This window comes from Streptomyces kanamyceticus, assembly GCF_008704495.1.
GTDB lineage: Bacteria > Actinomycetota > Actinomycetes > Streptomycetales > Streptomycetaceae > Streptomyces > Streptomyces kanamyceticus.
In genome coordinates this window covers 652,147-676,085 of the sequence record NZ_CP023699.1, presented here as the reverse complement: position 1 = coordinate 676,085, position 23,939 = coordinate 652,147, and the positions used below count along the sequence as shown (strand labels likewise).

27 protein-coding genes and 1 pseudogene are annotated in these 23,939 nt (G+C 71.0%); 13 read left to right on the top strand and 15 right to left on the bottom strand.

The features are described from left to right. The first annotated feature begins 7 nt into the window (after positions 1 to 7). Positions 8 to 265 (top strand): acyl carrier protein, encoded by a 258-nt coding sequence (locus CP970_RS02640; RefSeq protein ID WP_055554164.1) that lies wholly within the window; start codon positions 8 to 10, stop codon positions 263 to 265. A gap of 30 nt (positions 266 to 295) precedes the next feature. Here the strand turns inward: CP970_RS02640 and CP970_RS02635 are convergent, their stop codons facing one another. The 3 genes from CP970_RS02635 to CP970_RS02625 form a co-directional block, all read right to left on the bottom strand. Then, the gene (locus tag CP970_RS02635) at positions 296 to 1,432 is read right to left on the bottom strand and encodes an MAB_1171c family putative transporter (RefSeq protein WP_150492909.1); all 1,137 of its coding nucleotides are present in this window, start codon (positions 1,430 to 1,432) and stop codon (positions 296 to 298) included. A gap of 40 nt (positions 1,433 to 1,472) precedes the next feature. After that, on the bottom strand, positions 1,473 to 1,940 hold the full coding sequence (locus CP970_RS02630) for an ImmA/IrrE family metallo-endopeptidase (protein ID WP_055554159.1): 468 nt from the start codon (positions 1,938 to 1,940) through the stop codon (positions 1,473 to 1,475). A gap of 102 nt (positions 1,941 to 2,042) precedes the next feature. Continuing rightward, positions 2,043 to 2,468 carry a helix-turn-helix domain-containing protein gene (locus tag CP970_RS02625; protein ID WP_055554211.1) on the bottom strand — a complete coding sequence of 142 codons (426 nt, stop codon included), beginning with the start codon at positions 2,466 to 2,468 and terminating at the stop codon, positions 2,043 to 2,045. A 212-nt stretch (positions 2,469 to 2,680) separates the two neighbouring features. Between CP970_RS02625 and CP970_RS02620 the strand changes: the two genes are divergently transcribed. The 3 genes from CP970_RS02620 (at position 2,681) to crcB (CP970_RS02610) (ending at position 4,639) form a co-directional block, all read left to right on the top strand. Continuing rightward, positions 2,681 to 3,571 carry an AfsR/SARP family transcriptional regulator gene (locus tag CP970_RS02620; RefSeq protein ID WP_107099079.1) on the top strand — a complete coding sequence of 297 codons (891 nt, stop codon included), beginning with the start codon at positions 2,681 to 2,683 and terminating at the stop codon, positions 3,569 to 3,571. 184 nt (positions 3,572 to 3,755) lie between these two features. Further along, on the top strand, positions 3,756 to 4,268 hold the full coding sequence (gene crcB / locus CP970_RS02615) for a fluoride efflux transporter CrcB (RefSeq protein ID WP_055554157.1): 513 nt from the start codon (positions 3,756 to 3,758) through the stop codon (positions 4,266 to 4,268). After that, the gene (gene crcB, locus CP970_RS02610; RefSeq protein WP_055554155.1) at positions 4,265 to 4,639 is read left to right on the top strand and encodes a fluoride efflux transporter CrcB; all 375 of its coding nucleotides are present in this window, start codon (positions 4,265 to 4,267) and stop codon (positions 4,637 to 4,639) included. The genes crcB (CP970_RS02615) and crcB (CP970_RS02610) overlap by 4 nt, the downstream gene beginning before the upstream one ends. Positions 4,640 to 4,658: 19 nt before the next feature. Here the strand turns inward: crcB (CP970_RS02610) and CP970_RS02605 are convergent, their stop codons facing one another. Beyond that, the gene (locus CP970_RS02605) at positions 4,659 to 5,177 is read right to left on the bottom strand and encodes a dihydrofolate reductase family protein (RefSeq protein WP_055554154.1); all 519 of its coding nucleotides are present in this window, start codon (positions 5,175 to 5,177) and stop codon (positions 4,659 to 4,661) included. Between the two features lie 373 nt (positions 5,178 to 5,550). Then, positions 5,551 to 5,622, bottom strand: a pseudogene (locus CP970_RS45465) (hypothetical protein); the annotation flags it as partial. A gap of 439 nt (positions 5,623 to 6,061) precedes the next feature. On the opposite strand from CP970_RS45465, the gene CP970_RS02595 reads away from it, so the two are divergent. Continuing rightward, complete coding sequence (locus CP970_RS02595) at positions 6,062 to 7,363, top strand: phosphatase PAP2 family protein (RefSeq protein WP_055554149.1); 1,302 nt, start codon at positions 6,062 to 6,064, stop codon at positions 7,361 to 7,363. A gap of 42 nt (positions 7,364 to 7,405) precedes the next feature. On the opposite strand, the gene CP970_RS02590 is transcribed toward CP970_RS02595, so the two are convergent. Further along, on the bottom strand, positions 7,406 to 8,662 hold the full coding sequence (locus CP970_RS02590; RefSeq protein ID WP_055554147.1) for a glycosyltransferase family 4 protein: 1,257 nt from the start codon (positions 8,660 to 8,662) through the stop codon (positions 7,406 to 7,408). 188 nt (positions 8,663 to 8,850) lie between these two features. On the opposite strand from CP970_RS02590, the gene CP970_RS02585 reads away from it, so the two are divergent. Together CP970_RS02585 and CP970_RS02580 are read left to right on the top strand one after the other, a co-directional pair. Next, positions 8,851 to 9,594 carry a response regulator transcription factor gene (locus tag CP970_RS02585; protein WP_055554145.1) on the top strand — a complete coding sequence of 248 codons (744 nt, stop codon included), beginning with the start codon at positions 8,851 to 8,853 and terminating at the stop codon, positions 9,592 to 9,594. Between the two features lie 8 nt (positions 9,595 to 9,602). Next, positions 9,603 to 11,045 carry a sensor histidine kinase gene (locus CP970_RS02580; RefSeq protein WP_150492907.1) on the top strand — a complete coding sequence of 481 codons (1,443 nt, stop codon included), beginning with the start codon at positions 9,603 to 9,605 and terminating at the stop codon, positions 11,043 to 11,045. 57 nt (positions 11,046 to 11,102) lie between these two features. On the opposite strand, the gene CP970_RS02575 is transcribed toward CP970_RS02580, so the two are convergent. From CP970_RS02575 to CP970_RS02560, 4 genes are all read right to left on the bottom strand, one after another. Next, a complete protein-coding gene (locus tag CP970_RS02575) occupies positions 11,103 to 11,450 on the bottom strand; it encodes a tetratricopeptide repeat protein (protein ID WP_055543875.1) in 348 nt (115 codons plus the stop codon). Between the two features lie 74 nt (positions 11,451 to 11,524). Beyond that, on the bottom strand, positions 11,525 to 12,586 hold the full coding sequence (locus CP970_RS02570) for a FecCD family ABC transporter permease (protein WP_055543855.1): 1,062 nt from the start codon (positions 12,584 to 12,586) through the stop codon (positions 11,525 to 11,527). After that, positions 12,583 to 13,620, bottom strand: a complete 1,038-nt coding sequence (locus CP970_RS02565; RefSeq protein ID WP_055543856.1) for a FecCD family ABC transporter permease — start codon at positions 13,618 to 13,620, stop codon at positions 12,583 to 12,585. The genes CP970_RS02570 and CP970_RS02565 overlap by 4 nt, the downstream gene beginning before the upstream one ends. Positions 13,621 to 13,628: 8 nt before the next feature. Continuing rightward, positions 13,629 to 14,675 (bottom strand): iron-siderophore ABC transporter substrate-binding protein, encoded by a 1,047-nt coding sequence (locus tag CP970_RS02560; RefSeq protein ID WP_055543857.1) that lies wholly within the window; start codon positions 14,673 to 14,675, stop codon positions 13,629 to 13,631. Between the two features lie 391 nt (positions 14,676 to 15,066). Here CP970_RS02560 and CP970_RS02555 point away from each other — a divergent pair, with 391 nt between their 5' ends. Continuing rightward, the gene (locus tag CP970_RS02555) at positions 15,067 to 15,309 is read left to right on the top strand and encodes a chaplin (RefSeq protein WP_055543858.1); all 243 of its coding nucleotides are present in this window, start codon (positions 15,067 to 15,069) and stop codon (positions 15,307 to 15,309) included. Positions 15,310 to 15,377: 68 nt separating this feature from the next. Here the strand turns inward: CP970_RS02555 and CP970_RS02550 are convergent, their stop codons facing one another. From CP970_RS02550 to CP970_RS02540, 3 genes are all read right to left on the bottom strand, one after another. After that, positions 15,378 to 15,809, bottom strand: a complete 432-nt coding sequence (locus CP970_RS02550; RefSeq protein WP_055543859.1) for a VOC family protein — start codon at positions 15,807 to 15,809, stop codon at positions 15,378 to 15,380. Between the two features lie 26 nt (positions 15,810 to 15,835). Beyond that, positions 15,836 to 16,474 carry an SUKH-4 family immunity protein gene (locus CP970_RS02545; RefSeq protein WP_055543860.1) on the bottom strand — a complete coding sequence of 213 codons (639 nt, stop codon included), beginning with the start codon at positions 16,472 to 16,474 and terminating at the stop codon, positions 15,836 to 15,838. Positions 16,475 to 16,671: 197 nt separating this feature from the next. Next, positions 16,672 to 17,511 carry an NAD(P)H-binding protein gene (locus tag CP970_RS02540; protein ID WP_055543861.1) on the bottom strand — a complete coding sequence of 280 codons (840 nt, stop codon included), beginning with the start codon at positions 17,509 to 17,511 and terminating at the stop codon, positions 16,672 to 16,674. A 108-nt stretch (positions 17,512 to 17,619) separates the two neighbouring features. On the opposite strand from CP970_RS02540, the gene CP970_RS02535 reads away from it, so the two are divergent. After that, positions 17,620 to 17,991, top strand: coding sequence for a winged helix-turn-helix transcriptional regulator (locus CP970_RS02535; RefSeq protein ID WP_055543862.1), 372 nt, complete (start codon positions 17,620 to 17,622; stop codon positions 17,989 to 17,991). 200 nt (positions 17,992 to 18,191) lie between these two features. Then, positions 18,192 to 19,301: an alpha/beta hydrolase family protein gene (locus tag CP970_RS02530; RefSeq protein WP_055543863.1), complete on the top strand. Its 1,110-nt coding sequence runs from the start codon at positions 18,192 to 18,194 to the stop codon at positions 19,299 to 19,301. Here the strand turns inward: CP970_RS02530 and CP970_RS02525 are convergent. Next, on the bottom strand, positions 19,190 to 20,197 hold the full coding sequence (locus tag CP970_RS02525) for a S66 peptidase family protein (RefSeq protein ID WP_055543864.1): 1,008 nt from the start codon (positions 20,195 to 20,197) through the stop codon (positions 19,190 to 19,192). The genes CP970_RS02530 and CP970_RS02525 overlap by 112 nt on opposite strands. A gap of 72 nt (positions 20,198 to 20,269) precedes the next feature. Beyond that, the gene (locus CP970_RS02520) at positions 20,270 to 21,205 is read right to left on the bottom strand and encodes an LLM class flavin-dependent oxidoreductase (protein ID WP_055543865.1); all 936 of its coding nucleotides are present in this window, start codon (positions 21,203 to 21,205) and stop codon (positions 20,270 to 20,272) included. A 93-nt stretch (positions 21,206 to 21,298) separates the two neighbouring features. On the opposite strand from CP970_RS02520, the gene CP970_RS02515 reads away from it, so the two are divergent. The 3 genes from CP970_RS02515 to CP970_RS02505 all read left to right on the top strand — a co-directional run bounded on the left by CP970_RS02515 (position 21,299) and on the right by CP970_RS02505 (position 23,928). Continuing rightward, positions 21,299 to 21,718: a helix-turn-helix domain-containing protein gene (locus tag CP970_RS02515; RefSeq protein WP_055543866.1), complete on the top strand. Its 420-nt coding sequence runs from the start codon at positions 21,299 to 21,301 to the stop codon at positions 21,716 to 21,718. Positions 21,719 to 21,796: 78 nt separating this feature from the next. Further along, on the top strand, positions 21,797 to 22,690 hold the full coding sequence (locus CP970_RS02510; protein WP_055543867.1) for an NADP-dependent oxidoreductase: 894 nt from the start codon (positions 21,797 to 21,799) through the stop codon (positions 22,688 to 22,690). Between the two features lie 131 nt (positions 22,691 to 22,821). Continuing rightward, the gene (locus tag CP970_RS02505; RefSeq protein ID WP_055543868.1) at positions 22,822 to 23,928 is read left to right on the top strand and encodes an FAD-dependent oxidoreductase; all 1,107 of its coding nucleotides are present in this window, start codon (positions 22,822 to 22,824) and stop codon (positions 23,926 to 23,928) included. Positions 23,929 to 23,939 lie beyond the last annotated feature (11 nt).

Genomic DNA, 23,939 nt, shown 5'->3' with positions numbered 1-23,939 from the left:
GGTCCGGATGACCGGGATCACCGCACAGGACATGGTCCGCCTGCTCACCGAGAGCGCCGGGGACCTCGATTTCTCGGGGCCTCCCGAAGACGTCCTCGACCTGACCTTCGAGGAGCTCGGCTGTGACTCGCTGGCCCTCCTGGAGACCGCGGCACGGATCCAGCAGGACTACGGCGTCGAGCTCCCCGACGACCTGGCGACCGGGCTCGCGACCCCGCGCTCACTGATGGAGGCCATCAACACCAGCCCCGCCAAGGCCGGTTGAGGCATCCGAGCGCGGCGCGACGCCTCCCCGTCAGCGCGCCCGGACGAAGGCGTCCGAGACCCGGCCGAGCCAGACGATGTCGTCCGTGAGTCCGGTCGGGGCCCGGCCGCGGCCCGCTGCCCCCGGCGCGTCGGCGGCCGGGCCGAGCGGCCCGCTCGCGGCCCGTTGCGCGCCGAGCGCGATCCGCAGGTCCCGCGCCTCGGCCTCGGCATCGCAAGACCGGGTCTCCTTGGGCAGATAGGGGCGCAGCGCGTGCTGGCCGTCGCGGATCTCGATGACGCGGCGGTAGAGCCGGTAGTCGAGGTCGCGCAGGGGCAGTATGTCACCGAGCCCGCCGAGCACCGGAGGGTCGAGCACGATGTCGGGCACGGCCCGGCTGAGCGCGAGCCACAGGGGCCTCAGCCGCCGGTAGGCGCGGTACTTGCCGATCCACCGTGCGGCACGGCCCAGGCTCGGCCCCCACGCGGGCACCGTCCAGCCGAACACCTTGAGCGCGGCGCCGATGTCCCCCGTCAGCCAGTCGGGGGAGTGCAGGACGCCCATGCCGTGCCCCGACAGCGTGCCCGTGATCTCCCAGCACCGGATGGCGCAGTGCACGACGGAGAGGAGCGCGCCGAGCATGGCGGCCCGCATGCCCCAGCGCAGCCAGGCACGCGGGGCGATGCCCATGTAGCGCCAGGAGAGCCGGACCGTTTCGAGCTGCCCGAGGGCGCAGATCGCGAAGAAGACGTAGAGGTACGCCGCGTACCCGGGATCGTGCATGTCCGCCAGGGTGAGCCGCTCCGCGACGGCCCTGCGGCCGTTCAGGCCCAGCGCGAAGTTCAGCGTGACGAGGGCCAGCGCGAGACCGGCGAAGAGGACGACCCGTCGGCGGGCCCTGCGCCGGGCGGTCCGAGGCGGATGGGACCAGTACATGAGGAAGACCGTCTGGGAGCCGGTGAGTCCGACGACCGCCACCTCGGTCAGCAGGGGCGTCAGATGGCGCTGGTCGGTCGGCGGCAGCGCGCCGAGCTGTTCGAGGAAGCTGAGCGAGGAGCACAGGAAGTGGACGCACAGGGCGAGCGCGGCCGGGTCCCTGCGGCCGCGGAGGAGGGGCGGAATGGTGTAGACGAAGGCGGCCAGCGCCCCCACGGCGCAGCACCACCCGATGAATTGACTGGGAAGCATGCCGAACAATCAGTCCCCCCGTGGCCGTCCGAAGGGCCACTCAGTGCGGCCCGAGCGTGGCCTCGATGCGAGCGATGATCTCCGCGTCCGCACACGGGACCTCCCGGACCGGCTCCGGGGGAGCCGACGCCGCGGCCCGCTTGAGGAAGAGCGAGGCGAACATCTCGGCCTCGCGCTCCTGGGGGTCGGTGTACGCGGTGCGGTACAGGGCGTCGCGCACGAGCGCGGGATCGAGGTCGGGGAAGAGCGTGCCGACCGCACCCTGGTCGGGGGGTTCGTCGACGGCCCGGTGCCCGCACAGGATGTGCGCGAGTTCGTGGACGATGATGTGGTCCTGGTGCGCCGGGCTGGTGTCCGACGCGTACACGATGACGTCGATGTCCTGCCAGGCGATCCACATGCCGCACGGCGAGGGCGCCTCGAGGTCCATCGGGGCGGTCACCACGGGGCGTCCGCGCTCCGCGCTGACATGGGCGCACAGCTGGGCGATACCGGCCTCGCCGGGCATGCCCAAGGAGGCGAGCCGCAGTTCGCAGGAGCGGCGCAGGCGGCCGGCTTTCCTCCTGGACCAGGCCCGGCGGGGTCTTAATGCGGAGGACACTTCTTGGATCTACTCCTCGACGGGCGGCAATCCCTGCAATTTACGGACCTGGTCGATGACGGCGCTGATGGCCGCCAGACTCTCCGGCGGCAACCCGACCGCTCGCAGGGCCACTTCACGCACACCAGACTGGCTCAGTTCGTTGAGCGCCGCCAATTGGCTGTCCACTCTCGCGGCGTGATTCTGATCGACGAAGTAGGCGGGCGAGACACCGAAGAATTTCGCCAGTGCGCTCAGGAGATCGGCCGACGGGTTCGTCCGCTTTCCCGTACGCAGCGCGGACAGATAGGCACCGCTCACCTTCAGTTTGGGATTGGCCAGTTTCACCTCCTCGGCCACTTCGCGGTTCGTCCACGTTCTGCCGCGGGGGCGACTGGCGCGAAACAGGTGGTTGAGCCGCTCCGCGAGCAGCGCTCCCTCATCGCTCTCCGGCATGTCCTCACTCTCCACAGCGGCACCCTCCACAGCTTCTTGGGCACCAGGGATACGGCACCGCGAGTCCGGTAGTTGACCCCAATCCTCCCCGATCAACTGACAGTTGACAACGTTTCGGCGATCCGTGCAGACTGCAGTCAACTAGCAGTTGTTTCTCCATGACCTAGACCGATCATTGGTTGGCCGCCCGGGGGCGGACACAGGGGGAGTCCATGGGAGTCCGTATAAACATCGATGTGCTGGGTTCGTTATCGCTCTACTCCGACCAAGGGCAGGCAACCCCAACGGCCCCAAAAGAACGTAAAGTTCTGGCACTTCTGCTGATGAGTCACTCGCGCGTCGTGCCGGTCTCCCAGCTCGTCGAGGAACTCTGGCACGACAGCCCGCCAAAGACCGCGCTCACCGCCCTTCAGACGTACATCCTCAATATCCGCCGCAGTATCGCGGTGAATTTCGGATTGCCCCAACGGGTCGTGAGCGGCGAGCTGTTGCAGACCAAGAGCATGGGCTACGTATTCCACACGGAGTCATGCGCCTTCGACCTCGCGGAGTTCCGGCGGCTCGAAGCGGCGGGGCGGCTCGCGCTGCGCGCGGGCGACCAGGCCGACGCGGTCCGTCAGCTACAGCGGGCCGACGACCTCTGGCAGGGCGCCGCCCTCGTGGACGTCGAGCGGGGACTGCCGCTGCAGGCCGAGGTGTCCGGGCTCGAACAGTCGCGGCAGGCCGCCCGCGGCCTGCGCATCGAGACGGTGCTGCGGATCGGCCGCCACGAAGAGGTGCTGAGCGAACTGGCGTCGCTGGTGCTGCGCCACCCCTTCGACGAGCACCTCCACGCGTACTACATGCTGGCGCTGCAGCGCTCGGGACGGCGTCCGCAGGCGCTCGAGGTCTTCCACCGGCTGCGCCGCGCCATGAACGACGAGCTCGGCCTCGAACCCTCGCCCGACCTGCAGCGCCTCCAGCAGGAGATCCTCAGCTCCGCGACGCCCCACCGCCGCCCCGAGCGGCACCTGGAGGCGGCGGGCGCGCCGTCGTCCGACGCCCGCAGGAGGGACGACCTCCTCCAGCGCACCCGGCTCGGCGCGCTGCCACCCGCGGTGTGAGGCCGTCGGGCCCACCCGCGACGCGGACCTCCGCGCGGGCGGCTAGCCTGGAGTGAGCGGCGCTCTCCACCGGGCGCCGCGCGGCGGTGGGGCCCGCCGTACCCGAACCGCGGCACGCACGCCGCCGACGGTCCCTACTTGCGAACGAGTGCGCCCGGACACGGGCGACGCGAGTAGGAGGCACATGCCCAGGCAAGACCCGCGGCCCGCGGCGGTGGACGAACCCACGGACCCCGACGTCGACCTGTCCGTGCCCGCGCAGCGGCGCGAGCTGACGCGCGGGCAGGGCGGCATCCTCGCGGCGGTCTCCGTCGGCGGCGCGATCGGCGCCACCGCCCGCTACGCCGCATCGCTCCTCTGGCCGGTCGCGCCCGGCGGCTTCCCCTGGGCCACGCTCGCGGTGAACGCCGTCGGCTGCGCGCTGATCGGCGTCCTGATGGTCCTGGTCACCGAGGTGTGGACGGCCCACCGCCTGGTGCGGCCCTTCCTCGGTACGGGGGTGCTCGGCGGCTTCACCACGTTCTCGACGTACGCGGTGGACATCGAGCGCCTGGTCAGCGGCGGCTACGCCCGCACGGGCCTGGCCTACCTCGCCCTGACGCTGCTCGCGGCCCTGGCGGCCGTGTGGTGCGCGGTGCGGGTGACGCGCGGCCTCACCGCGGGGACGCGCCGCCTCACTGCGGGGAGGCGGCGATGAACTGGCTGCTCGTCGTCGCGGGCGCGATGATCGGCGCCCCGCTGCGCTATCTGACGGACCGGGCGGTGCAGGCCCGGCAGGGCACCGCCTTCCCCTGGGGAACCCTCACCGTGAACGTCGCGGGCTGTCTGGTCCTCGGCGTCGTCACGGGCGCGGTGGCGGCGGGCGCCGCATCGCCGCACACCCAGCTCTTCCTCGGCACCGGTCTGTGCGGCGCCCTCACGACGTACTCGACCTTCTCGTACGAGACGCTGCGCCTGGCCGAGGACGGTGCGGGGTTCTCCGCGGTGGCCAACGCGGCCGGAAGCGTCGCCGCGGGCCTCGGCGCGGCCTTCATCGGTGTGGGCGTCGCCGAGGCCCTGTGGCTCTGACGCACGCGGCCTCGGACGATCAGCGCGTGAGCTCGTAGCGGAGCAGGACGACGCCGTTGCCGAAGGTCCGTGTCCCGGCGAGACGCAGGTCGGCATGGACGTCCGCGGCCTGGAACATGGCCGTGCCGCGGCCGATGACGACGGGGTGGACGTAGACGTGGATCTCGTCGATCAGACCGTGGCGGAGGAAGGACGCGGCGAGCCCGGCGCCGCCGAGCGCCAGGTCGCCGCCCGGCTGCTCCTTGATCGCGCGGATCTCCTCGGGCGCGACCTCCCGCAGGATCGTGGTGTGCCACCCCGCCTTCTCCAGGGTCCGCGAGAACACGTACTTGGGCATGTCCCGCCAGATTCCGGCGAACTCCCGCATGGGCTCGCTGTTCGACGGGTCGGCGTCGGCGTCCGGCCAGACGCCCGCCATGAGCTCCCAGGTGACCCGGCCGTCCATGAAGGCGCCCATCGCCCGGCACTTGTCGTTGAAATGACGGTGCAGTTCGTCGTCGACGAGATGCCAGTCGAGATCGCCGTCCGGACCCTCCACGAAGCCGTCGAGGGCCGTGGCCCGCGAGCTCCTTGAGCGAGCGGGTGTCGTCCTGCCGCGCCGCCCAGTCGGTGAGCGTGGCCAGGTACCAGTAGTGGGTGGTCAGCGTGCCCGTCAGGGTGGAGAAGACGCTGAACTCCGCCTCGTCCGCGACGGGCAGCGCTCCACCGAGGCGGTCGAAGAGGGCGTCGACGGCCGGGTGGGAGGGGCAGGTCACGGTGACGGAGCGGCGCTCGCGCACGGTGGGCAGCGGGATGGTGCGCACCACCGGGGCGTCGGTGCCCAGCGTCCTGCGCGGCTCGTCGACGGCGACCCCGGCCACGGCACTGACCACGATCTTGTCGGCGTCGACCCGGAGTCCGGCGAGGGCCGCCCGGTCCTGGGGGCGGACGGCGATGATCACCAACCGGGAGCGATCCACCACGTCCTGGTTGTCGGCGCACACCCGCGCGTTCGGATACCGCCGGGACAGCTCGGCGGCCACGCGGGCGCCCCGCGGCGAGAGGTGGATCTCGGGAGCCTCGTGGTGGTGCCACGGGGCCGCGGCGTCGCGCGGTCGCGGGTCAACCCCCTGGACGGTTTCGCCGGGTGATCCGTGCGTGCGATTCGACGACCGAACACGATCTTCGCGTCCACGCCATCTCTTGGGGGTTGCTTCCACGAGACGAATGTGTGGGGGATCTCACCTGACGCAACCGGTGAATTCCACCCTCATGGCTCCGATAACATGATCGAACTCACAACGATCGCCCAGATCGCCGTACGGCACTAGAAATCCATGCTATCTAGCGCAAAAAGTGAGCCATTTCCCAAAAACTAACAAATCGGTCATGGAATTGATATCTAGAGCACCGCGGAACCCTTCGCGAAAAGACAGCAGAAACATGCTCGCCGCGCTGCGCCGGCCGCGAGTGATCCTGTGGACCGTGGCAGTCGTCGTGGCCCTGGGGTTCATCGTCGCGCTGGAGATCGCCGCACGGCACTACGGCATGCCAGGACCGATCACCAACCAGGCGCGCGAGGTGATCTTCGCACCCAAGTCCGGGCCGCTGCTGTACGCCAGCATGGGTCTGATGATGGTCGTGCTGACCTGGCGCGAACGGTTCATCGCCATCGGCGCCGCGGTCGGCATAGACGTCGTCTTCTTCCTGGTGCGCTGGGCGGTCGACGCCAAGATGATGTTCGGCAACGGCGCGCTGCTGGTGATCCTGGCCTGCGCGGTCATCGCCGTCACCCGCCGCACCGGCAACGAACGCATGCTGCTCCTGAAGGGCGTCGGCCTCGGACTGCTGCTCGTGGCGGGCCGCAAGACCGGTGACACCTGGCTGCTCATCACGTCGAAGACCCGCCCCCAGGTGCTCGACCAGTACGTGGCGACCGCCGATCACGCGCTCGGCAACCCGTCGTGGGTGGCGGGCCGGATCGTCAACGCCACGGGCACGGTGGGAGCCCACGTCCTGGACTGGGTCTACATCCAGCTCGCGGTGGCCGCGGTCGCCGTAGCGGTGTACCAGCTGCGCAACGTGGCCAAGGATCGCCGCTTCCCGCGCCACCACCTGGTGCGGACCTTCCTGGTCATCGGCCTGCTCGGGCCCGGCATCTACATGATCTTCCCGGTGGTCGGGCCGATCTTCGCGTACGGCGGCGACGGCGGACAGTGGGCGGTGGCCAATCTGTGGCCGGACACCGCGCCGCCGTTGAACCTCCCGCAGCACATGCCGTTCAACGAGATCACCCCGCGCAACTGCATGCCGAGCCTGCACACCGCATGGGCCACCGCGATCTTCATCCACTCCCGCAGAGGCCCGCGCGTGCTCCGGTACGGAGGCGTGTTCTGGCTGATCGCCACGCTCGGCGCGACGCTGGGCTTCGGCTACCACTACGGCGCGGACATCGTCGCCGGTGTGGTGTTCACGCTCACGATCGAGTCCGCCCTGCGCGCGTACGACCGGGGCTGGGAGCGGTCGAACGTCCAGCTGGTCGCCCACGGCGCGGTGGTCTTCACCGCGCTCCTGGTCTCGTACCGCTACCTGCCGACGGAGATGGCCGACTACCCGTGGCTCTTCGGCCCGCTGATCATCCTGTCGATGGTCTCGGTGATATACGGCTACATGCGGCTCAACAGGGTGTGGGAGCCGAAGGCGGTACCCGCCATGAAGCCGGAACCGCAGCCCGAACTCGTCTGAGTCGACGCGTGCGCCGCGCCGCGTGAGCGGGGCGCGCCCGCGTCAGGCGGCGGGCGCCCCGCGGGTCAGGACCGACCTGTACCCGCGGCGCACCGCACGGACGCGGGCTCCTGCCCAGGCCCGCACCCTGGCACGGGCGCGCCGAGCCGCGCGCCCGTGCCGCGTCGCCCGCAGCTCGGCGAAGAGGGCCTCGTGCCGCCGGACGATCGGTTCCGGATCGAACCGGTGGGCGCTGCGCAGGGCGGCCTCGCCCATCGCCCGGCGTCGTGGCGCGTCCTCGATGAGCTCCACGATCGCTTTGGCGAGCGCGTGGCCGTCGCCGGTCGGCACGAGACGGCCGTCGCGCCCGTCCTCGATGATCTCCGCGGGCCCCAGCGGGCAGTCGGTGCTGACCACCGGCAGACCGCAGCGCATCGCCTCGACGAGCGTCATGCCGAAGGACTCGGCGTCGGACGCGGAGGCGACCAGGGACGCCTTCCTGAACTCCTGCTCGATCGGTGAACGCACCCCCATGAGCGTGACGTGCGCGCCGAGCCCGAGCCCGTCGATCATTTCCTGAAGGCCCGCCCGCGCGGGGCCGCCGCCGTAGATCCGCAGCTCCCAGTCGGGATGCAGCGCCGCGACCGCCGAGAACGCCTCCACGAGCAGGTCGAACCGCTTGCCGGGCACCAGGCGCCCCGCGGCCGCGACCACCTTGGCCGAACCCTCGGCGGGCACCTGCGCGGGCGCGGGCACGATGTTGGGCACCGCGAGGACCCGGACCCCGGGCAGCGGCATCCGCTTCCGGTAGACGGCCGCGTCCGCCTCCGTGGTGGTCACCACGGCGTCGAGCTCCCGGTAGTGGCGTGCCAGGACGGCCCGCAGTCGCTTGCTGTGCGCGTCGTGGCGCAGGTGTTCCTGGGCGATGCGCAGCGCCCGGCGCGGACCGAAGCGGGCGAGATAGACGTTGATCCCCGGGCGGGTGCCGATGACGACGTCCGCGTCACAGGCGCGCAGGAAGTGCTCCGCGCGTACGTCGTGGAGGCGGGTGTACTGGTGATGGCGCTTGTCGGCCTCAGGGAAGACCCGCGCGGGCTCGGCGAACAGCGGGTCCCCCATGTCCGTGCCGCCCACCCGGGTGTCCACGAGCGGCACCAGCGTGACGCGCGGATCCACCGCGAAGCGCGGCGCCTCGCGGTGCCGCGACAGCGAAGCCACCTGGACCTCGTGACGGTCGGCGAGCGCGGCCGCGAGGTTGAGGGTGGTGCGGATGGTGCCGCCGACGCCATAGGCGTTGTGCAGCAGAAAGACGACCTTCATGTGGTGCTTTCCCCCTGGTGGAGCGGACGAGCTGGTCGGCACGGGGCCTCACCCTGGCAGCACGGGGTAAGCCGAAGGACCGCCGACGGTGAGAGACGGGTAAGAACGCGGGTGTGATCCGGGTGAGAAGAGGCCCTCTCGGCTCCCGGGGGGGCGGCAGGCCCCGGTTGGCTTGGCAGACTGGTCCGATGCCCCACACCGTGCTGCTCGCCGAGGACGACCGCGCCATCCGCCATGCCGTCGAGCGCGCGCTGACCCTTGAGGGGTACGAGGTCACGGCCGTCGCCGACGGCATCCAGGCACTCGCCACCGCCCATCGGCAGCCGCCGGACATCCTCGTACTCGATGTGATGATGCCCGGCATCGACGGCCTCCAGGTCTGCCAGGTGCTGCGGGCCGAGGGTGACCGCACGCCGATCCTGATGCTCACCGCCAGGGTGGAGACCGCCGACCGGATCGCCGGGCTCGACGCGGGAGCCGACGACTACGTGGCCAAGCCGTTCGAGATCGAGGAGGTCTTCGCGCGGCTGCGGGCGCTGCTGCGCCGGGTCGACGGCGAAGCGCCCTTCGGCAGGGCGGCGGCCAGGGAGGGGACGGCCGAGCGGGGCGAGGCCGCCCCGGTCGCGGCCGACCTGATCACGGCGGCCGACCTCAGGATCGACCCGGGAGCCCGCCGCGTCTGGCGCGGGGAGGTGGAACTCGACCTGACCCGCACGGAGTTCGACCTCCTGGAGCTGCTCGCCCGCAACACCGGCATCGTCCTTGACCACACGGCCATCTACGACCGGATCTGGGGCTACGACTTCGGGCCCAGCTCCAAGAACCTCGCGGTGTACGTCGGCTATCTGCGCCGCAAGCTGGACGTCGTCGCGGGCGCGGCCCCGCTGATCCACACGGTGCGGGGCGTGGGCTACGTCCTGAGGGAGTCTTGAGCCCGGCCATGCGCGCCTTCCCCCTCCGCCGCGGTCCGCGCGGCACGCCCCGCTCGCCCCGTTCGCGCGCCAGCCTGCGCACGACCTTCGCCGCCTCGTTCGCGGCGGTCGCCGCCGGGGTCACGCTCCTCGTCGGCCTGCTCAGTTACGACGCGGCGGCCCAACTCGTGCGCAGGGACCAGCAGTCGGTCTTCGCCGAGGTCGTCAGCGACCTGCGCTCCCAGGTGCGCCACCGGAGCCTGGACGCCGAGGACTACGCCAGCGGGGACCTCGACCACGACGGGCTGCGCGACGACCTGACCCGGCCCACCCGCGCCGACGTCCAGGTGCTCGGGGCGGGCGGCCGGATCGTCGACCGGGGGAGCCGCGCGCTGCCGGTCGACCCGACGGAACGCGCGATCGCGCGTGAGCGGGAGCCGGGCAAGGTGGCGCGGCGCGACATCGAGATCAACGGCGAGGAGTACCGTCTGGCGACGGTCGCGCTCGGCGGCGGCAGGGGCGCGGTGCAGGTGGCGCAGCAGTTCAGCGACACCGAGGACCTCCTGAAGGACCTCCAGGACCGCACGCTCCTCTTCGCCCTCCTGGTGGTGGTCTCCGCGGGTCTCTTCGGCTGGTGGCTCGCCCGCCGCATCACCGGACGTCTCGTACGCCTGGCGTCCGCGGCGGAGGGCGTCGCCGCCACCGGCCGGGTCGACATCCAGGTGCCGGTCGTCGGCCGCGACGAGGTGGGCAGGCTCGGCCGGTCCTTCGACCACATGCTGGGGCGGCTCGCCAAGGCCGAGGACGACCAGCGCCGCCTGGTCCAGGACGCGGGGCACGAACTGCGCACCCCGCTCACCTCGCTGCGTACGAACATCTCCCTGCTGCACCGCATCGACGAACTGCCGCCCGGCGCGCGGGCGGAACTGGTCGCCGACCTGGCCGAGGAGTCCCGCGAACTGACCGATCTGGTCAATGAGTTGGTCGATCTCGCCGCGGGCCGACCGGACGACGAGCGGACCGAGGAGCTGACCCTCGTCGACGTGGCGCGCGAGGCGGCGGCCGTCGCCGGGCGCCGCACCGGCCGCACGATCACCTTGCGGGCCGAAGGTGCGCAGCTCTTCGAGGGGCGGCCCGCCGCGCTGCAGCGCGCCGTCACCAACCTCCTGGAGAACGCGGCCAAGTTCGACCGCGGGGGCACCGAGCCCATCGAGATCGTCGTCGAGGGGCGCCGCGTCACGGTCCTCGACCGCGGTCCGGGCATCGCCGCCGCCGACCTGGCCCACGTCTTCGACCGCTTCTACCGCGCCCCGGGCGCCCGGGGCCTGCCGGGCTCGGGCCTCGGCCTCTCCATCGTGCGGGAGGTGGCCACCAGGCACGGCGGCACGGTCTTCGCCGAGGCGCGGCAGGGCGGGGGAGCGGTCCTGGGGTTCGAGGTGGGGGACGGCGCGGGGGACTTCGGCGGGGAGTGACGAAGGGGCCTTCGGCGGCGAGAGGCACCTCTCGCCGCCGAAGGCCCCGACCGGCCCTCAGACCTGCGGCACGTCGCCGCTCAGCGCCGCGGCCATCCGCAGGTGCGGGGTCGCGTCCGCGTTCCTCCCCTGGCGCTCCAGGGTGCGGCCCAGCATCAGGCGGGCGTAGCTCTCGACCGGGTCGAGCGCGATGACCTTGAGCAGCTCGTCCTCGGCGCGCACCAGCTGCGCCGAGTGGTAGTAGGCGCGCGCCAGGAGGAGACGCGGAGCGACCTGCTCGGGCACCTCGTCGGCCAGGGCGTCGAGGATGCGCGCCGCCGTGGCGTACTCCTTGGCGTCGAAGAACTGCCGCGCCCGCTCCCAGCGCTCCGCCGCGGTCCCGTGGTCGTAATAGGTCATTTCCATGGTCAGCTCCACTGTCTGCCTCCTTCAGTGGGCTGCAACGGCGTCCAGTAGTTGAATATTCCAGGACTCGGGGCTCACCGTTGGCCGCGCCACTCCCGGGCCAGGAGGTAGCCGAGGTACGCGCCGCCGAGGGCGAGCGTGTAGATGCCCACGGGCAGGTCGTCGAAGAGGGGCAGCTGCTGGGCGGTGAGGTCGGCCGCGACCAGGAGCAGCGCGCCCAGGAGCGTGGACAGGACCAGGTGCGGTCCGCTGCCGCGGCTGATCCGCTTGGCGATCTGCGGGGCGGTGAGGGAGATGAACGCGATCGGGCCCGCGACGCTCACCGCTCCCGCGGACAGCGCGATGGACAGCAGGACGGCGAGCGTCTTGGTGCGGGCCGGTGCGGCTCCGATGCTGGTGGCCAGATCGTCGCCCATCTCTCCCATGGCGAGCGGCCGGGCGATCAGGGCGGCCAGGGGGAGCGCCAGTGCGAGGACGAGCCAGATGGTGGTGGCGTCGTCCCAGGACCGGGCGGTGAGGCTTCCGTTGATGTAGGCCGTGAGCGAGGTGGCCTTGTCGCGTTCGATCGAGTAGACGACGTACTGGGTGAGCGACGTGGCGATCGCCGCGACGCCGATACCGGCCACGACGAGGCGGCCCGGACTGCGGAATCCGCTGCCCGTGGAGGCGTAGACGACGCCCATGGCGGCCAGCGCGCCGAGGAGCGCCCCGAGGGGGACGGGGACGGTGTCGGGGAAGAGCAGGGCGACCGTGGCGGCACCGGCTCCCGCCCCCGCTCCCAGGCCGATGACGTCGGGGCTGCCCAGCGGGTTGCGGGTGACGGACTGGAACAGGGCGCCCGACAGGCCGAACGCGGCGCCGGTGCCGATCGCGACCACCAGGCGGGGCCCGCGCAGCCGGTTGAGTACGAAGGCGTCGACGCCGGACGCGTTGCCGGTCAACGCCGCGGGCAGATCGGCGAGTTCGATGCCGAGGCGGCCCAGATGGAGGGTGGCGACGGCGGTCGCGGCCAGCAGGACGAGGGTCAGCAGAGCGGCGGCCGCGGTCCGGCGACGTACGGGTATCGCGACCTGCCCGCCGATGCGGAGCGTGCTGTGGCGGACGGTCCGCGTCGGCTTGGAGTCCGTGGTGGTCATGAGGTTCCCCGCATCTTGCGGACGGCGATCAGCAGCGCCGGGGCGCCGAGGAAGGCGGTGACGACCCCGACCATGAGTTCCTGGGGCCGCAGCAGGACGCGCCCGACGACGTCGGCGAGCAGGACGAGGGACGGGCCGACGAGGGCCGAGAAGAGCACCTGGAAGCGGAAGTCGGTGCCCACCAGGACCCGTACGAGATGGGGCACGGCCAGACCGACGAACGCGATCGGCCCGACGGCCGCGGTGGCGGCGGCGCTCAGCAGGGTCGCGGCGAGCAGCCCGGCCGCCTTCACCTGGTGCGGCTTGGCGCCGAGCGAGGTGGCGGTGTCGTCGCCCATCGCCATGGCGTTGAGGCGCGGGCCGAGCAGCGCGGCGATGAGGAGACCGGCCAGGGCGAAGGGCAGGACCGACCGGACGACGTCGAAGTCGCGGCCGCCCAGGGCTCCGACGACCCAGTAGCGGTAGGTCTCGAACACCTTGGGATGGCTCAGGGTCACGGCCTGGATGAACGCGGTGAGGACCGCGGAGAGCACGGCTCCGGCGAGCACGAGCCGGGCAGGACCGCCGAGACCGCCCGCCGTGCCCAGCGCGTGGACGGCAAGGGCGGTCAGGAACGCGCCGGGCAGCGCCCACCACATGGTGTCGCTCTGCCCGGACGCGCCCAGGTACGCGGTGGCGGCGACGATGCTCGCCGAAGCACCCGCGTTGATGCCCAACAGGCCCGGCTCGGCCAGCGGATTGCGGGTGATGCCCTGCATCAGCGTGCCCGCGACGGCCAGACACGTCCCCGCAAGGACGCCGAGGACGGTGCGCGGGTAGCGGCTCTCGACGACCGTGCGCAGATACGTGTCACCACCGCCGCCCAGGACGTCGAAGACGTCGCCGGGGGAGTTGCTGTGGCTGCCGAACATCACGCTCGCCAGCAGGGCACAGGCCAGCAGCGCGAGGGAGAGGGCCAGGGCGAGGGAGAGCCGGGCCGCGCCCCGCCGGCGTACGCGAGCGGAGCGCGGCAACAGGCCGGTGTTCGTGGTCACTTGGGCGACTACTTGCCGGCCTTGGCGATGGCGGCGTCGATCATCGGCTGGTACCGCTTGATGCTGTACGGCACGGTGAGCGGATTGATCATGGAGGACGCCGTCACGAACGACTGGTCCGTGCTGTGCACGAGAGCACCCTTCTTGACCGCGGGGATGGCCGCGTAGAGGGGCTGCTTCTCGATGCCCTTGCGCGTCTTGTCATCGGCGTAGAAGGTGAAGACGAGGTCGCTGTCGGACAGTTTGTCGGCGTTCTCCAGGCCGATGAGGGCGGAGTCGGTGCCCTCGGTCTCCTTGAAGGTCTTGACCACCGGGTCGACCTTCAGACCGAGCTTCGAGAGCATCTCGACGCGCTGCTCCTTGGGCTTGAACACACCGAGTGTGCCCGGGCCCGAGGTGTAGATGTAGGAGAAGCTGACGTCCTTGTACTTCGGCCGGGTGGCGGCGGCTTCGGACAGCTGCTTGTCGATCTTTCCGGTGAGGTCCTTGGCCTTCTCCGGCTGCCCGAGGGCCTTGGCGACGATCTCTATCTGCTGGTCCCAGTCGGTGCTCCACGCCTTGTCCGGGTAGGCGACGGTGGGCGCGATGTCCTTGAGGATGTCGTACTGCTTCTGCGTGACGCCCGACCACGGAGCGAGGATCACGTCCGGCTTGAGCTCGGTGATGGCCTCGATGTCGAGTTCCTCACCGCCCTTGAACTGCTTGGGCAGTTCCTTGCCCGACTTCTTCACCGCGTCGTGGACCCAGGGGAGATAGCCGGTCTTGTCGCTGCCCCAGGCGTACTCCTCGACGCCGACGGGGACGGTGCCGAGCGCGATGGCGGTCTCCGCCGAGCCCTGCCCGAGCGTGACGACCCGCTTGGGCTCGGACTTGATGGTCGCCGAACCGAGCGTGCTCTTGATCGTCACGGGAAACGCCCCGTCTCCCGCGGCTTTCCCGGCGGACTCGTCCTCGTCGTCCGAACCTCCGCAGCCCGCGACCAGCAGGCAGAGGGAGGCGGCGAGCGCGGCGGCGCCAAGCGTACGGCGGTGGGGGCCGGTGAACACTGCGGGCATGACGGGTCCTTCGTTGCAGGCAGGAACGACGACGCCCTGCCGCCGGGCGGATGAGCCGGACGGGCAGGTCGTGCATCCACAGGAATATTAGGCGAGCCTAACCTACGTTGATCTCCGGGTGGGCCGGTTCCGGCGGACCGCGACCGCGAACGGGGCGAAAGGGGTAACAGGAGTGCCTTCGGGAGGCAGTTGGGCGGAGCGAGGGCGTCGGACCGGCGGTTCCGGCGTCAGCGCGCCAAGACGCCGCCCGGCACGGACGGCGTACCCGCGCGCTCACCCACATGCGGGGCGCCCCTCCGCTTCCTGGGTGGTTTTTGGACCCTGCCCGTGCCTCTGACGCGCTGTGGGGGGAGGGCGTACATGTCCACACGCACTCGAAGTAAGGACTCCCATGCGCATTCGTACCGCTCTTGCCGCCGCGTCCCTGGCCACCGCCGCCCTCCTCGGCGGCGCGGGAGCCGCGGTCGCCGACGACGGTCCCGGCGCCGACGCAGTCGGTTTCGCGGAGGACTCGCCGGGCGTGGCCTCCGGCAACGTGGTCCAGGTCCCGGTCGACGTGCCGATCAACGCCTGCGGAAACAGCCTCAACGTCATCGGGCTGCTGAACCCCGCGTTCGGCAACGACTGCAGCTGACGCCCGGCTCCGCACGCCGGAGCTGCCTCGCCCCTGTGCGGACGCCACGTCCGCACAGGGGCGTTCGCTCAGTCGAGGCAGAACTCGTTGCCCTCGACGTCCCGCATCACCAGGCACGACTCGTAGTCCCCGTCGGCGACCAGCAGCTCCAGGCGTACCGCGCCGAGCGCGACCAGTCGTGCGCACTCGGCCTCGAGCGCGGCGACGCGCTCGTCACCCACGAGCCCGGTGCCGACCCGCACGTCGAGGTGGACCCGGTTCTTGACGACCTTGCCTTCGGGAACGCGCTGGAAGAACAGCCTCGGACCCGCACCTGAGGGATCGACGCAGGCCGCTGAACCCCGGTGCTCGGGCTTCAGCGTGCGATCGAAATCGCCCCACGTGGCGAACCCCTCCGGCGGCGGCGGTATGACGTACCCGAGGACCTCGCACCAGAAGCGTGCGACGCGCTCGGGTTCCGCGCAGTCGAAGGTGACTTGGACCTGCTTGATCGATGGCATCGGCCCACCCTAGTGGCGCGTGACGATCACCCGTGGAGCGAGCGTGCTCCCGGGCTTTCGCCCTCGAAGCGCTGGCCCGCGGCGATCTCGTCGCCGACGATCGACCAGCTGGTTTCGTCGTCCCCGAAGGGGAGCGGGTCGACGCTCCCCGTCTCCTGGCGGATGCGGTCGACCTCGCGCTCCAGACGCTCGAAGTCGGCTTCCTCGTCGCTGCCGCTGTCGCCGTGGTCGCCGCTGAAGGTGAACTCCTCAAGCAGGCGCTGGAACCGGAGAGTGACCTGGATGAGGGAGGAGACGTCCGTGTGGAGTGCCTGCACGGTCTCGTTGTCGGCGTCGAAGGCGTACACCTTGCCGGAACCGGGGTCGAGCGCGAGGTGGGCGTTGAGCAGCCAGCCGATGACGGGCCAGTCACCCGAGTCCTGCGCGTTCTCGGGGACGTCCTCGAAGTCCCCGGTGTCGACGACGTCCTGGACGAGGGGCAGTCGGCCGGAGTCCTCGCCGGTCTCGCGCAGCCAGAGCGTCCCGGTCGGGACGCCGACGGTCGCCAGGAGGCGGGCGCCCTCGGTGTCCGCGCCGGCGGGCGGGAAGGCGGTGGCGGGCAGGGTCACGAGCCGGTCAGCGCCGAAGATCTCGGCGAGCTCGCTGCGGGTGATGTCGAAAAGCACTGCCGGAACTCCGAACTCGGCGGCGGCACGGGCGCCGTGGGTCTCTTGGGTGGGAACGTGTCGTCCGAGGGCGAAGGGTGCCACATCCGACCAGGTCCGCCGCGAGACCCGACCTGACCCTGCCCGAGCGTTCGAGATCGAGCCTCATGCGGCCGTGACCGCATGAGGCTGCCCGGACCTCCGGCTCGGCTAATGCCTCAGCGGAATGCGGCGATGTTGCGGGTGACCCAGTCGCCGAAGGGGCGCGGGGCACGGCCGAGGACTCGTTCCACGTCCGGGCTGATCCGCAGTTCGGCCGGGTTCGGGGCGGCGATGATGTCCAGCGTGTCGTCGGCGAGCTCGGCAGGCACGAACTGGATCATCCCGGCCTTGGCCTCGTCGCGGGTGAGTTCGTGGAACCGTACGGGCGAGCCGAGCGCCGTGGCGATGACCTCCGCCTGCTGGCGCGGTGTGATCACCTCCGGGCCGGTCAGCTCGTACACCCCTCCGTTGTGCCGGTCGTCCAGCAGGCAGGCCGCGGCGACCTCGGCGATGTCCGCCGGATCGATGACCGGCACCCCGACGTCGCCGAAGGGCCCGGCGGCCGTCCCCTGCGTGCGGACGGACTCCGCCCAGGCGAACGCGTTGGAGGCGAAGCCGCCGGGTCGAAGGAGGACCCAGTCCATGCCGGACTCCCGCAACGCGTCCTCCACCGCCCGCAGCGCGACCCGCGAAGGACCGAGCGGCCTGGTCGCCACACCTTGCGAGGACAGCAGGACGACGCGGCGGACCCCGCTGGCCGCGGCCAGGTCGATGATGTCGGTCGGCTTGGCATCGGGGGAGTGCAGGTCGCCGGAGAGCAGGAGGAACAGCGCCTTCGTCCCGTCCAACGCGGGCGCCAGGCCTGCCGGTTCGGCCAGATCGGCTGCCACGTGCCGGACACCGTCGGGCACCGACGCGGCGTTCCGCGACACCGCTGTCACCTGCTCGCCCGCGTCGGCAAGGGCCTGCGTCAAAGGCCGCCCGATGTTTCCGGTAGCCCCGGTGACAACCATCATTTTCCGCTCCTAGTCCGTTGTGCACCAAGGAAGTTGTGCACTACGGAAGGTGACGCTAGGAGACAGGCTTACTTTCCGTAAGGACATACCCCGAGGTAAGCTCCGGACATGGGAGAAGGCGCGCAGGTGACGAAGGGTGACGCGGGCACCGGGTATGAGGTGTTTCACACCGACTGCCCGGCACGCGACGTGGTCGACCACGTGACCAGCAAGTGGGGCATCTGGGTGCTGATCGCCCTGCGGAGCAACGACTTTCGGTTCTACGAGCTGCGCGACACCATCCAGGGCATCAGCGAGAAGATGCTCGCGCAGACCCTGCGCGCGCTGGTGCAGGACGGCCTGGTGTGGCGTGAGGTCGAGCCGACGACGCCGCCCCAAGTCACGTACGGACTGACCGAGTTCGGCCAGCACCTGGGCGAGCCGCTGACGGATCTGTTCGATCGGATCACGGAGCGGCTGTCACGCTCGTCGACGACCTAGACGGCGCCAGGGTGTGCGACCGAGGGCCGATGGCGGAGTGGTGATTGTCCTCCGTGGGCGGATACGGCACGCGAGCGGCGGGTGACAGCGTTCCGGTCATGCGTACGGGCGGTGGCAGGACACGCCGGTACGTGGCCGCGGGCCCCTCTGCGACGGTCGGACAGTCGGGCCCGGTTTCGTCCAGGAGCCGGGGAGGGACCGTGACGATCACACCGTTCGCGAGTCGGAGAAGCTTCGAGCGCCGTCGTCTGCTGGCAGGCGCGCTGGCGGCCGGTGCGGCCGTGCCGCTCGGTCTGGCCGTGCCGCTCGGCCTCGCCGGTCCGGCGCGGTCGGCCACCGGCGCCCCCGCCAAGGCCCCGGCCCGGCGCGACTCACGCTGCCCCGGCCCACGCCCGTACCCGGTGGGCACCGTGGCGCTGCACCTCCGCGGCGCGGCGGGTCCCGGGCGTCGCCGGGAACTGATGGCGAGCGTCTGGTATCCCGCCAGGGACGTCGAACGGTACCCGCGGGCGCCGTGGATGACCGCAGGTGCGCTGCGGGAGCTGCTCGCCTCCTCGGGGTTCGCCCCCGACGTCGCACCGGCGCCGCCCACCGCAGGTCACCGGGGAGCCCCGGCACGGCGGAGCGAGCGGGGGCTGCCCGTCGTGGTGTTCTCGCACGGGGCGCACAGCCACCGCGCGGACCACACGGTGATCGTGCAGGAACTGGCCAGCCACGGATACGCGGTGGTGACGGTGGACCACACCTACGACGCGTTCACCGAGTTTCCCGACGGCCGTGTCCTGGTCCCGTCCAGAGATCCGCAACACGCGAGGGGACCGGCGGACTTCGCCGCGGACATCCGCGTCGTCCTGGACCGTGTCGAGGATCTCGCAGCGGGGCGCGGTCCCGGCAGCGACGGACGGCCGCTGCCGGAGCACCTTGCCGGTGCGATCGACCCGCTGCGCATCGGCATGTTCGGCTGGTCGAAGGGCGGGACGGCGACCGCCCACGTCATGGCCGCTGATCCCCGGGTGCGTGCGGGGCTGAGCCTCGACGCTCCGATGGACCCGGTCGTCTCCGGCGCCCTGGACCGCCCCTTCATGATGATGACCGCCACGTACACCCGGCAGGAAGATCCCCATGTCGCCGCGTTCTGGCGTACCCGTTGGCGTTCTTCGACCTGCACCTGCGCCACGGAAGGGGGCCCCTCCAGGGGTCACCCCGTCCTGAGCGGCTGTGTCGCCGGTTCCAGCAGCGACAGCGTCCGCCGCTTCGCGTCCAGGTCGACCTGGACGCCCACCGGCATCGGCAGATTCGCGACGGCATGACCGAACTCGACGTTGCCCAGGACCGGGATGTCGCGGTCGCCGAGGACGTCGAGGACCAACTCGGTGAGGCTCGGGGTCCCTTGGGCCCCGAGCCCGTCGATCTCGCACGGCACGCCCACGACCATGCCGGAGATCCGGTCGAGGACGCCGGAGTGCCGCAGTACCTGGAGATAGCTCCACACGTGTGCCGCCTGGCCGCCCTTCTCCTCCCAGAACAGCACCGCACCGTCGAACCGTTCGAGAGGCAGCGCGAAACGCGTCGCCTGCACCAGCGCGACGCGATTGAGCACCCCACCGATCAGTCGGCCTTCGGTACGACCGGCACGCCAGCACTCCCACGAAGGGCTGGCGGGCAGCTCACCGATCGGCTCCGTGCCGGTCAGCAACGTCGCGTAGAGCTTTTCGAGTTCCGCTCTGCGTGTCCCGGGGGCGGCCTGCCAGTACCCGCCGAGTCCGGGAGTGGCCAGGTCGGCATGGAATCCGACCAGGCCCGTGCGTGCGTAGAGCGCGAGATGCAGCAGCGAGATGTCGCTGTAGCCGAGGATCGGCTTGGGGTCGGCGGTGATCGCGTCGACATCGATCAGGTCGAGGTAACCGAGGACGGTGTTGCCGCCGTCGTGCGCGATGATCGCGCGGACCTCGGGGTCGCGCAGCAGGGTGTTGAATTCCGCCGCGATCTCCGCCGACGGGGCCGCGCTCCACCAATGCTGCCGCCCCGCCTCGAGCAGCGGCGCACGGCGGACGCGGAATCCCATCCGCTCGAGCACGGCCTCGGACTGCTCGAGGTCGGGCACCCGCTCGATGTCGAGCGGGCCGGACAGCGACGCGATGACGACGAGGTCTCCGGGCGCCAGGGCGCGAGGCCGAAGCGGTCGAGGCAGGGCGGCGTAGGTCATCGGCGCAGTATTCCGAGGCTCGCGACACCACGCGACACATTTATATGGCGGGCCGATCGATCGCCGGGACGCTCAGCCGAGCAGCAGCTCGCGGGTACGGGCAAGGTGGTCGTATTGCCGTCGCAGGTCGTTGCCCGACAGGTTGATGACGAAGGTGTGCGCGCCCGCTCGTAGGTATTGGTCCAGTCGTTCGGCCAGCTTCTCGGGAGGCCCGCTGACCACCAGGCGGGTCGCCTGCTGCTCGGAGAGCCCCTGCTCACCGGTGAGCGAGCGCAGGAAGCGCACCAGGCGCTGGTGGCCCCGGCGGCTCTCCCCGGGATCGGTGCTCAGCGTGGCGAACACCGTGGTGCCCACCTCGGGCGCCCGCGTGCCCGCCTCGGCTGCCATCGCCGCCAACTTTGCTGCTCGTACGCCCAGTTGCGCGGGTTCGAGCAGTGAGGCGAGCCACCCGACGCCGTGGTCGATGACGCGCCGCAGGGCGCGGTCGGACATGCCGCCCACCCACAGCGGCGGTGCGGGAACGGCGGGTTCGAGCGTCATGACCGGCTCGCCCGGCACGGTGAGCAACGCCGTCGGCCGCCCCGCGAACAGATCGGGCAGCGCCCGCAGCATCACCTCGGTCCTGCGGCCCCGCCCGGCGTACGGAACCCCGCCGACCGGCCAGTCCTGCGGGTGTATGCCCGCACCGACCCCGAGCACCACGCGGTTGCCGGACAGGTACTGCAACGACGACAACTGCTTGACTGCCCAAGCCTGTTGCCGCAGCGCGAGGAGCATGACCCCGAAGCCGATCCGTACGCGCTCGGTGACCGCGGCGGCCGCGCTCAGCGCGACCACGCTCTCCAGGAACGGGGTACGCGCACACAGATGGTCGCCCGCCCACACCGTGTCAAGGCCGACTTGCTCGATGTGCCGGGCCAACGCGGGGATTTCTCCCATGCCTTCAGCCGTGCCCTCGTCGCCACGTTGGGCGAAGGTCGGAAGGCAGACGCCAAGATTCACCGGCATGTCGATCCTTTCGGTGGTCGGTGAGGCCGACTCGGTGGTCGGTCGGTGAGGTCGACCTTGCCCGCTCAACCGGGGTTGAGCTCAACTGGTCCGATGGACGACCTGGCTTCGATACGGCGAGTCGCCGACCACTTCGATCTGCCCCTCTCGACGCTGCACTACTGGGAGCGCCGCGGACTCATCACGCCCCAGCGACGCTTCAGTCATCGCTATTACGACACCGATCAGATCTACCGGATCGCGCTGATCCGGCTGTGGCGGACCACGGGGCAGATGTCCCTCAACGAGATCGCCGAGGTCCTTTCCGGGCGCGCGGAAGCTCCCGACTGGCGCGACACCGTCACCGCTCGCCTCTCCGCCATCGAAGCCCAGATGGCCCAACTGGACACCGCGCGCGGCTACTTGCGCGAGCTGCTCACCTGTCCCCAAGGGGATGCGCTCGAACGCTGCGGAGGGTTCCGCGCGCAGGTTGCCCTCCCGGCAGAGGATCACCGGTGTCGGCCACGTCACTGATCGTATGGCGCCTGATGCTAACAGCTGCAAATCAATAACCGTTTCGAAAGGCTATCGGTTAGTGCTACGGTCGTCGGCATGAAGAAGGTGAGCTTCGCCGAGTTCGGCGGTCCCGATGTCCTGCGCTTGACCGATGCCGAGGAGCCCCACGCGGGCCCCGGCCAGATACGTATCGCCGTACGGGCGGCGGGTGTGAACCCCGTCGACTGGAGAATCCGCGAAGGCCAGTTCCATGAGGTCCGGCCGCTCGAACTGCCTGCCGGGATCGGCCTGGACGCCGCAGGAGTGGTGGACGAGGTCGGCGAGGGAGTCGACGGGGTCGAGGTCGGTGACCAGGTGTTCGGCGAAGGGGCCGAGACCTACGCCGAGTTCGCCGTCCTTTCGGCATGGGCCCGGATGCCGGAGCGTCTGACGTTCGAGGAGGCGGCCGGGTATCCCTCGGTGGTGGAGACCGCGCTGCGTGTGATCCGTGAGAGCGGTGTGCGGCCGGGGCAGACGTTGCTGGTCAGCGGCGCGTCCGGGGGAGTGGGTTCGGCGGTCCTGCAGATCGCCGGGGACCGTGGCATCACGGTGATCGGCCTGGCCGGTGCCGCGAACCAGGACTATCTGCGGGACTTGGGCGCCCGCGCCACGACGTACGGCGACGGCTGGGTGGAGCGGGTGCGGGCACTGGGCACCGTGGACGCGGCGCTCGATCTGGCCGGTTCGGGTGTGATCCGTGAACTGGTCGAACTCACCGGGGATCCGCGGAAGGTGATCTCCATCGCCGATCTGGGCGCGCCGGAGCTGGGTGTGCGGTTCTCGGGTGTGGCGGGGAGCGTGCCGGACGCGCTCACCGAGGCCGTCGGCCTCATCGCGCGGGGCAAGCTCCACATTCCTGTCGAGAAGTCGTACGCGCTCGCCGACGCGGCGGCGGCACACATCGACAGCCAGGCAGGTCACACCCGCGGACGACGGGTCATCGTGGTCTGAACTGCCGTCGCCCGCCCGGTCGTACGGCGTGGCAGGCCGCTTTCCTCTCAGCGCCCCTGCCGGACCCGACCGGCAGGGGCGCGACACACAAGGACACACACAAGGACCCACAGAAGGACACGAGGAGCCCCATGCACACTCCTGTCACCATCATCGGCGCCGGACTCGGCGGCCTCGTCCTGGCCCGCGTCCTGCACCTCCACGACATCCCGGTCACGGTCTACGAGGCGGACGCCTCCGTGACGACCCGTGCGCAGGGCGGGATGCTCGACATCCACGAGCGCAACGGCCAACTCGCCCTCGAGACAGCCGATCTGATGGACGAGTTCCGCGGCATCATCCTGGCGGGCCGCCAGGCGATACGGGTCCTGGACCGCGACGGAACGGTCCTGTTCGAGAAGGGCGACGACGGCACGGGCGCGAGCCCCGAGGTCCAGCGCGGCGAACTGCGCCAGATCCTGCTCGACGCGCTCCCCGACGGCACTGTCCGATGGGGGCACAAGGTCACCGGTGTCCGTACCCTCACCGAGGGCCGCCACGAGGTGGCCTTCGCCGAAGGGCGTACCGTCGTCACGAGCCTGCTGGTCGGTGCGGACGGCGCGTGGTCACGCGTCCGGCCGCTGCTCTCCGACGGCACACCCGCATACGTCGGCCGGTCCTTCGTCGAGACCCACCTGCACGACGCCGACACCCGTCACCCGGCCACCGCGAAAGCGGTCGGCGGCGGGACGCTCGTGGCTCTCGACCCGGACGGGAACGGGACGTGGCTCGTGGCCCACCGGGAGAGGGGCGGGGCCGTCCACGCCTACATCACCCTGGTCAAGCCGCAGGACTGGTTCGCCACCGTCGACTTCACCGATTCCGTCGCGGCCGCCGCGCGGATCGCGCAGGAGTACGACGGCTGGGCACCCGAACTCACCGCCCTGATCACCGCCGGGCAGAGCGTGCCGGTCCTGCGCCCCCTCTACGCGCTGCCGGTCGGGCACCGCTGGGACCGGGTGCCGGGCGTGACGCTGCTCGGCGACGCCGCTCACCTCTCGACGCCCAACGGCGAAGGCGCGGGCCTGGCCATGCAGGACGGTGCCGCACTCGGCAAGGCCATCGCCGCCCACCCCGACGACATCGAGAGGGCCCTCACCGCGTACGAGCGAGAGCTGTTCCCCCGCGCCGCTGTGGCGGCCGCCGCAGTCACCCACAACCCCACGCCCCAGGAAATGATGGCCTTCTTCACCTCCTGACCACCGCCGTC

What these genes read in the sequence shown, in the direction of transcription:
- CP970_RS02595 (WP_055554149.1), top strand. Translation starts at nt 6,062, where the DNA reads ATGCTCGCCGCGCTGCGCCGGCCGCGAGTGATCCTGTGGACCGTGGCA.
- crcB (WP_055554157.1), top strand. Translation starts at nt 3,756, where the DNA reads ATGCCCAGGCAAGACCCGCGGCCCGCGGCGGTGGACGAACCCACGGAC.
- CP970_RS02510 (WP_055543867.1), top strand. Translation starts at nt 21,797, where the DNA reads ATGAAGAAGGTGAGCTTCGCCGAGTTCGGCGGTCCCGATGTCCTGCGC.
- CP970_RS02635 (WP_150492909.1), bottom strand. Translation starts at nt 1,432, where the DNA reads ATGCTTCCCAGTCAATTCATCGGGTGGTGCTGCGCCGTGGGGGCGCTG.
- CP970_RS02550 (WP_055543859.1), bottom strand. Translation starts at nt 15,809, where the DNA reads ATGCCATCGATCAAGCAGGTCCAAGTCACCTTCGACTGCGCGGAACCC.
- CP970_RS02560 (WP_055543857.1), bottom strand. Translation starts at nt 14,675, where the DNA reads ATGCCCGCAGTGTTCACCGGCCCCCACCGCCGTACGCTTGGCGCCGCC.
- CP970_RS02585 (WP_055554145.1), top strand. Translation starts at nt 8,851, where the DNA reads ATGCCCCACACCGTGCTGCTCGCCGAGGACGACCGCGCCATCCGCCAT.
- CP970_RS02515 (WP_055543866.1), top strand. Translation starts at nt 21,299, where the DNA reads ATGGACGACCTGGCTTCGATACGGCGAGTCGCCGACCACTTCGATCTG.
- CP970_RS02575 (WP_055543875.1), bottom strand. Translation starts at nt 11,450, where the DNA reads ATGGAAATGACCTATTACGACCACGGGACCGCGGCGGAGCGCTGGGAG.
- CP970_RS02630 (WP_055554159.1), bottom strand. Translation starts at nt 1,940, where the DNA reads ATGCCCGGCGAGGCCGGTATCGCCCAGCTGTGCGCCCATGTCAGCGCG.
- CP970_RS02625 (WP_055554211.1), bottom strand. Translation starts at nt 2,468, where the DNA reads ATGCCGGAGAGCGATGAGGGAGCGCTGCTCGCGGAGCGGCTCAACCAC.
- CP970_RS02620 (WP_107099079.1), top strand. Translation starts at nt 2,681, where the DNA reads ATGGGAGTCCGTATAAACATCGATGTGCTGGGTTCGTTATCGCTCTAC.
- CP970_RS02520 (WP_055543865.1), bottom strand. Translation starts at nt 21,205, where the DNA reads ATGCCGGTGAATCTTGGCGTCTGCCTTCCGACCTTCGCCCAACGTGGC.
- CP970_RS02535 (WP_055543862.1), top strand. Translation starts at nt 17,620, where the DNA reads ATGGGAGAAGGCGCGCAGGTGACGAAGGGTGACGCGGGCACCGGGTAT.
- CP970_RS02525 (WP_055543864.1), bottom strand. Translation starts at nt 20,197, where the DNA reads ATGACCTACGCCGCCCTGCCTCGACCGCTTCGGCCTCGCGCCCTGGCG.
- CP970_RS02540 (WP_055543861.1), bottom strand. Translation starts at nt 17,511, where the DNA reads ATGATGGTTGTCACCGGGGCTACCGGAAACATCGGGCGGCCTTTGACG.
- CP970_RS02505 (WP_055543868.1), top strand. Translation starts at nt 22,822, where the DNA reads ATGCACACTCCTGTCACCATCATCGGCGCCGGACTCGGCGGCCTCGTC.
- CP970_RS02640 (WP_055554164.1), top strand. Translation starts at nt 8, where the DNA reads ATGACCGGGATCACCGCACAGGACATGGTCCGCCTGCTCACCGAGAGC.
- CP970_RS02570 (WP_055543855.1), bottom strand. Translation starts at nt 12,586, where the DNA reads ATGACCACCACGGACTCCAAGCCGACGCGGACCGTCCGCCACAGCACG.
- CP970_RS02555 (WP_055543858.1), top strand. Translation starts at nt 15,067, where the DNA reads ATGCGCATTCGTACCGCTCTTGCCGCCGCGTCCCTGGCCACCGCCGCC.
- CP970_RS02580 (WP_150492907.1), top strand. Translation starts at nt 9,603, where the DNA reads ATGCGCGCCTTCCCCCTCCGCCGCGGTCCGCGCGGCACGCCCCGCTCG.
- CP970_RS02590 (WP_055554147.1), bottom strand. Translation starts at nt 8,662, where the DNA reads ATGAAGGTCGTCTTTCTGCTGCACAACGCCTATGGCGTCGGCGGCACC.
- crcB (WP_055554155.1), top strand. Translation starts at nt 4,265, where the DNA reads ATGAACTGGCTGCTCGTCGTCGCGGGCGCGATGATCGGCGCCCCGCTG.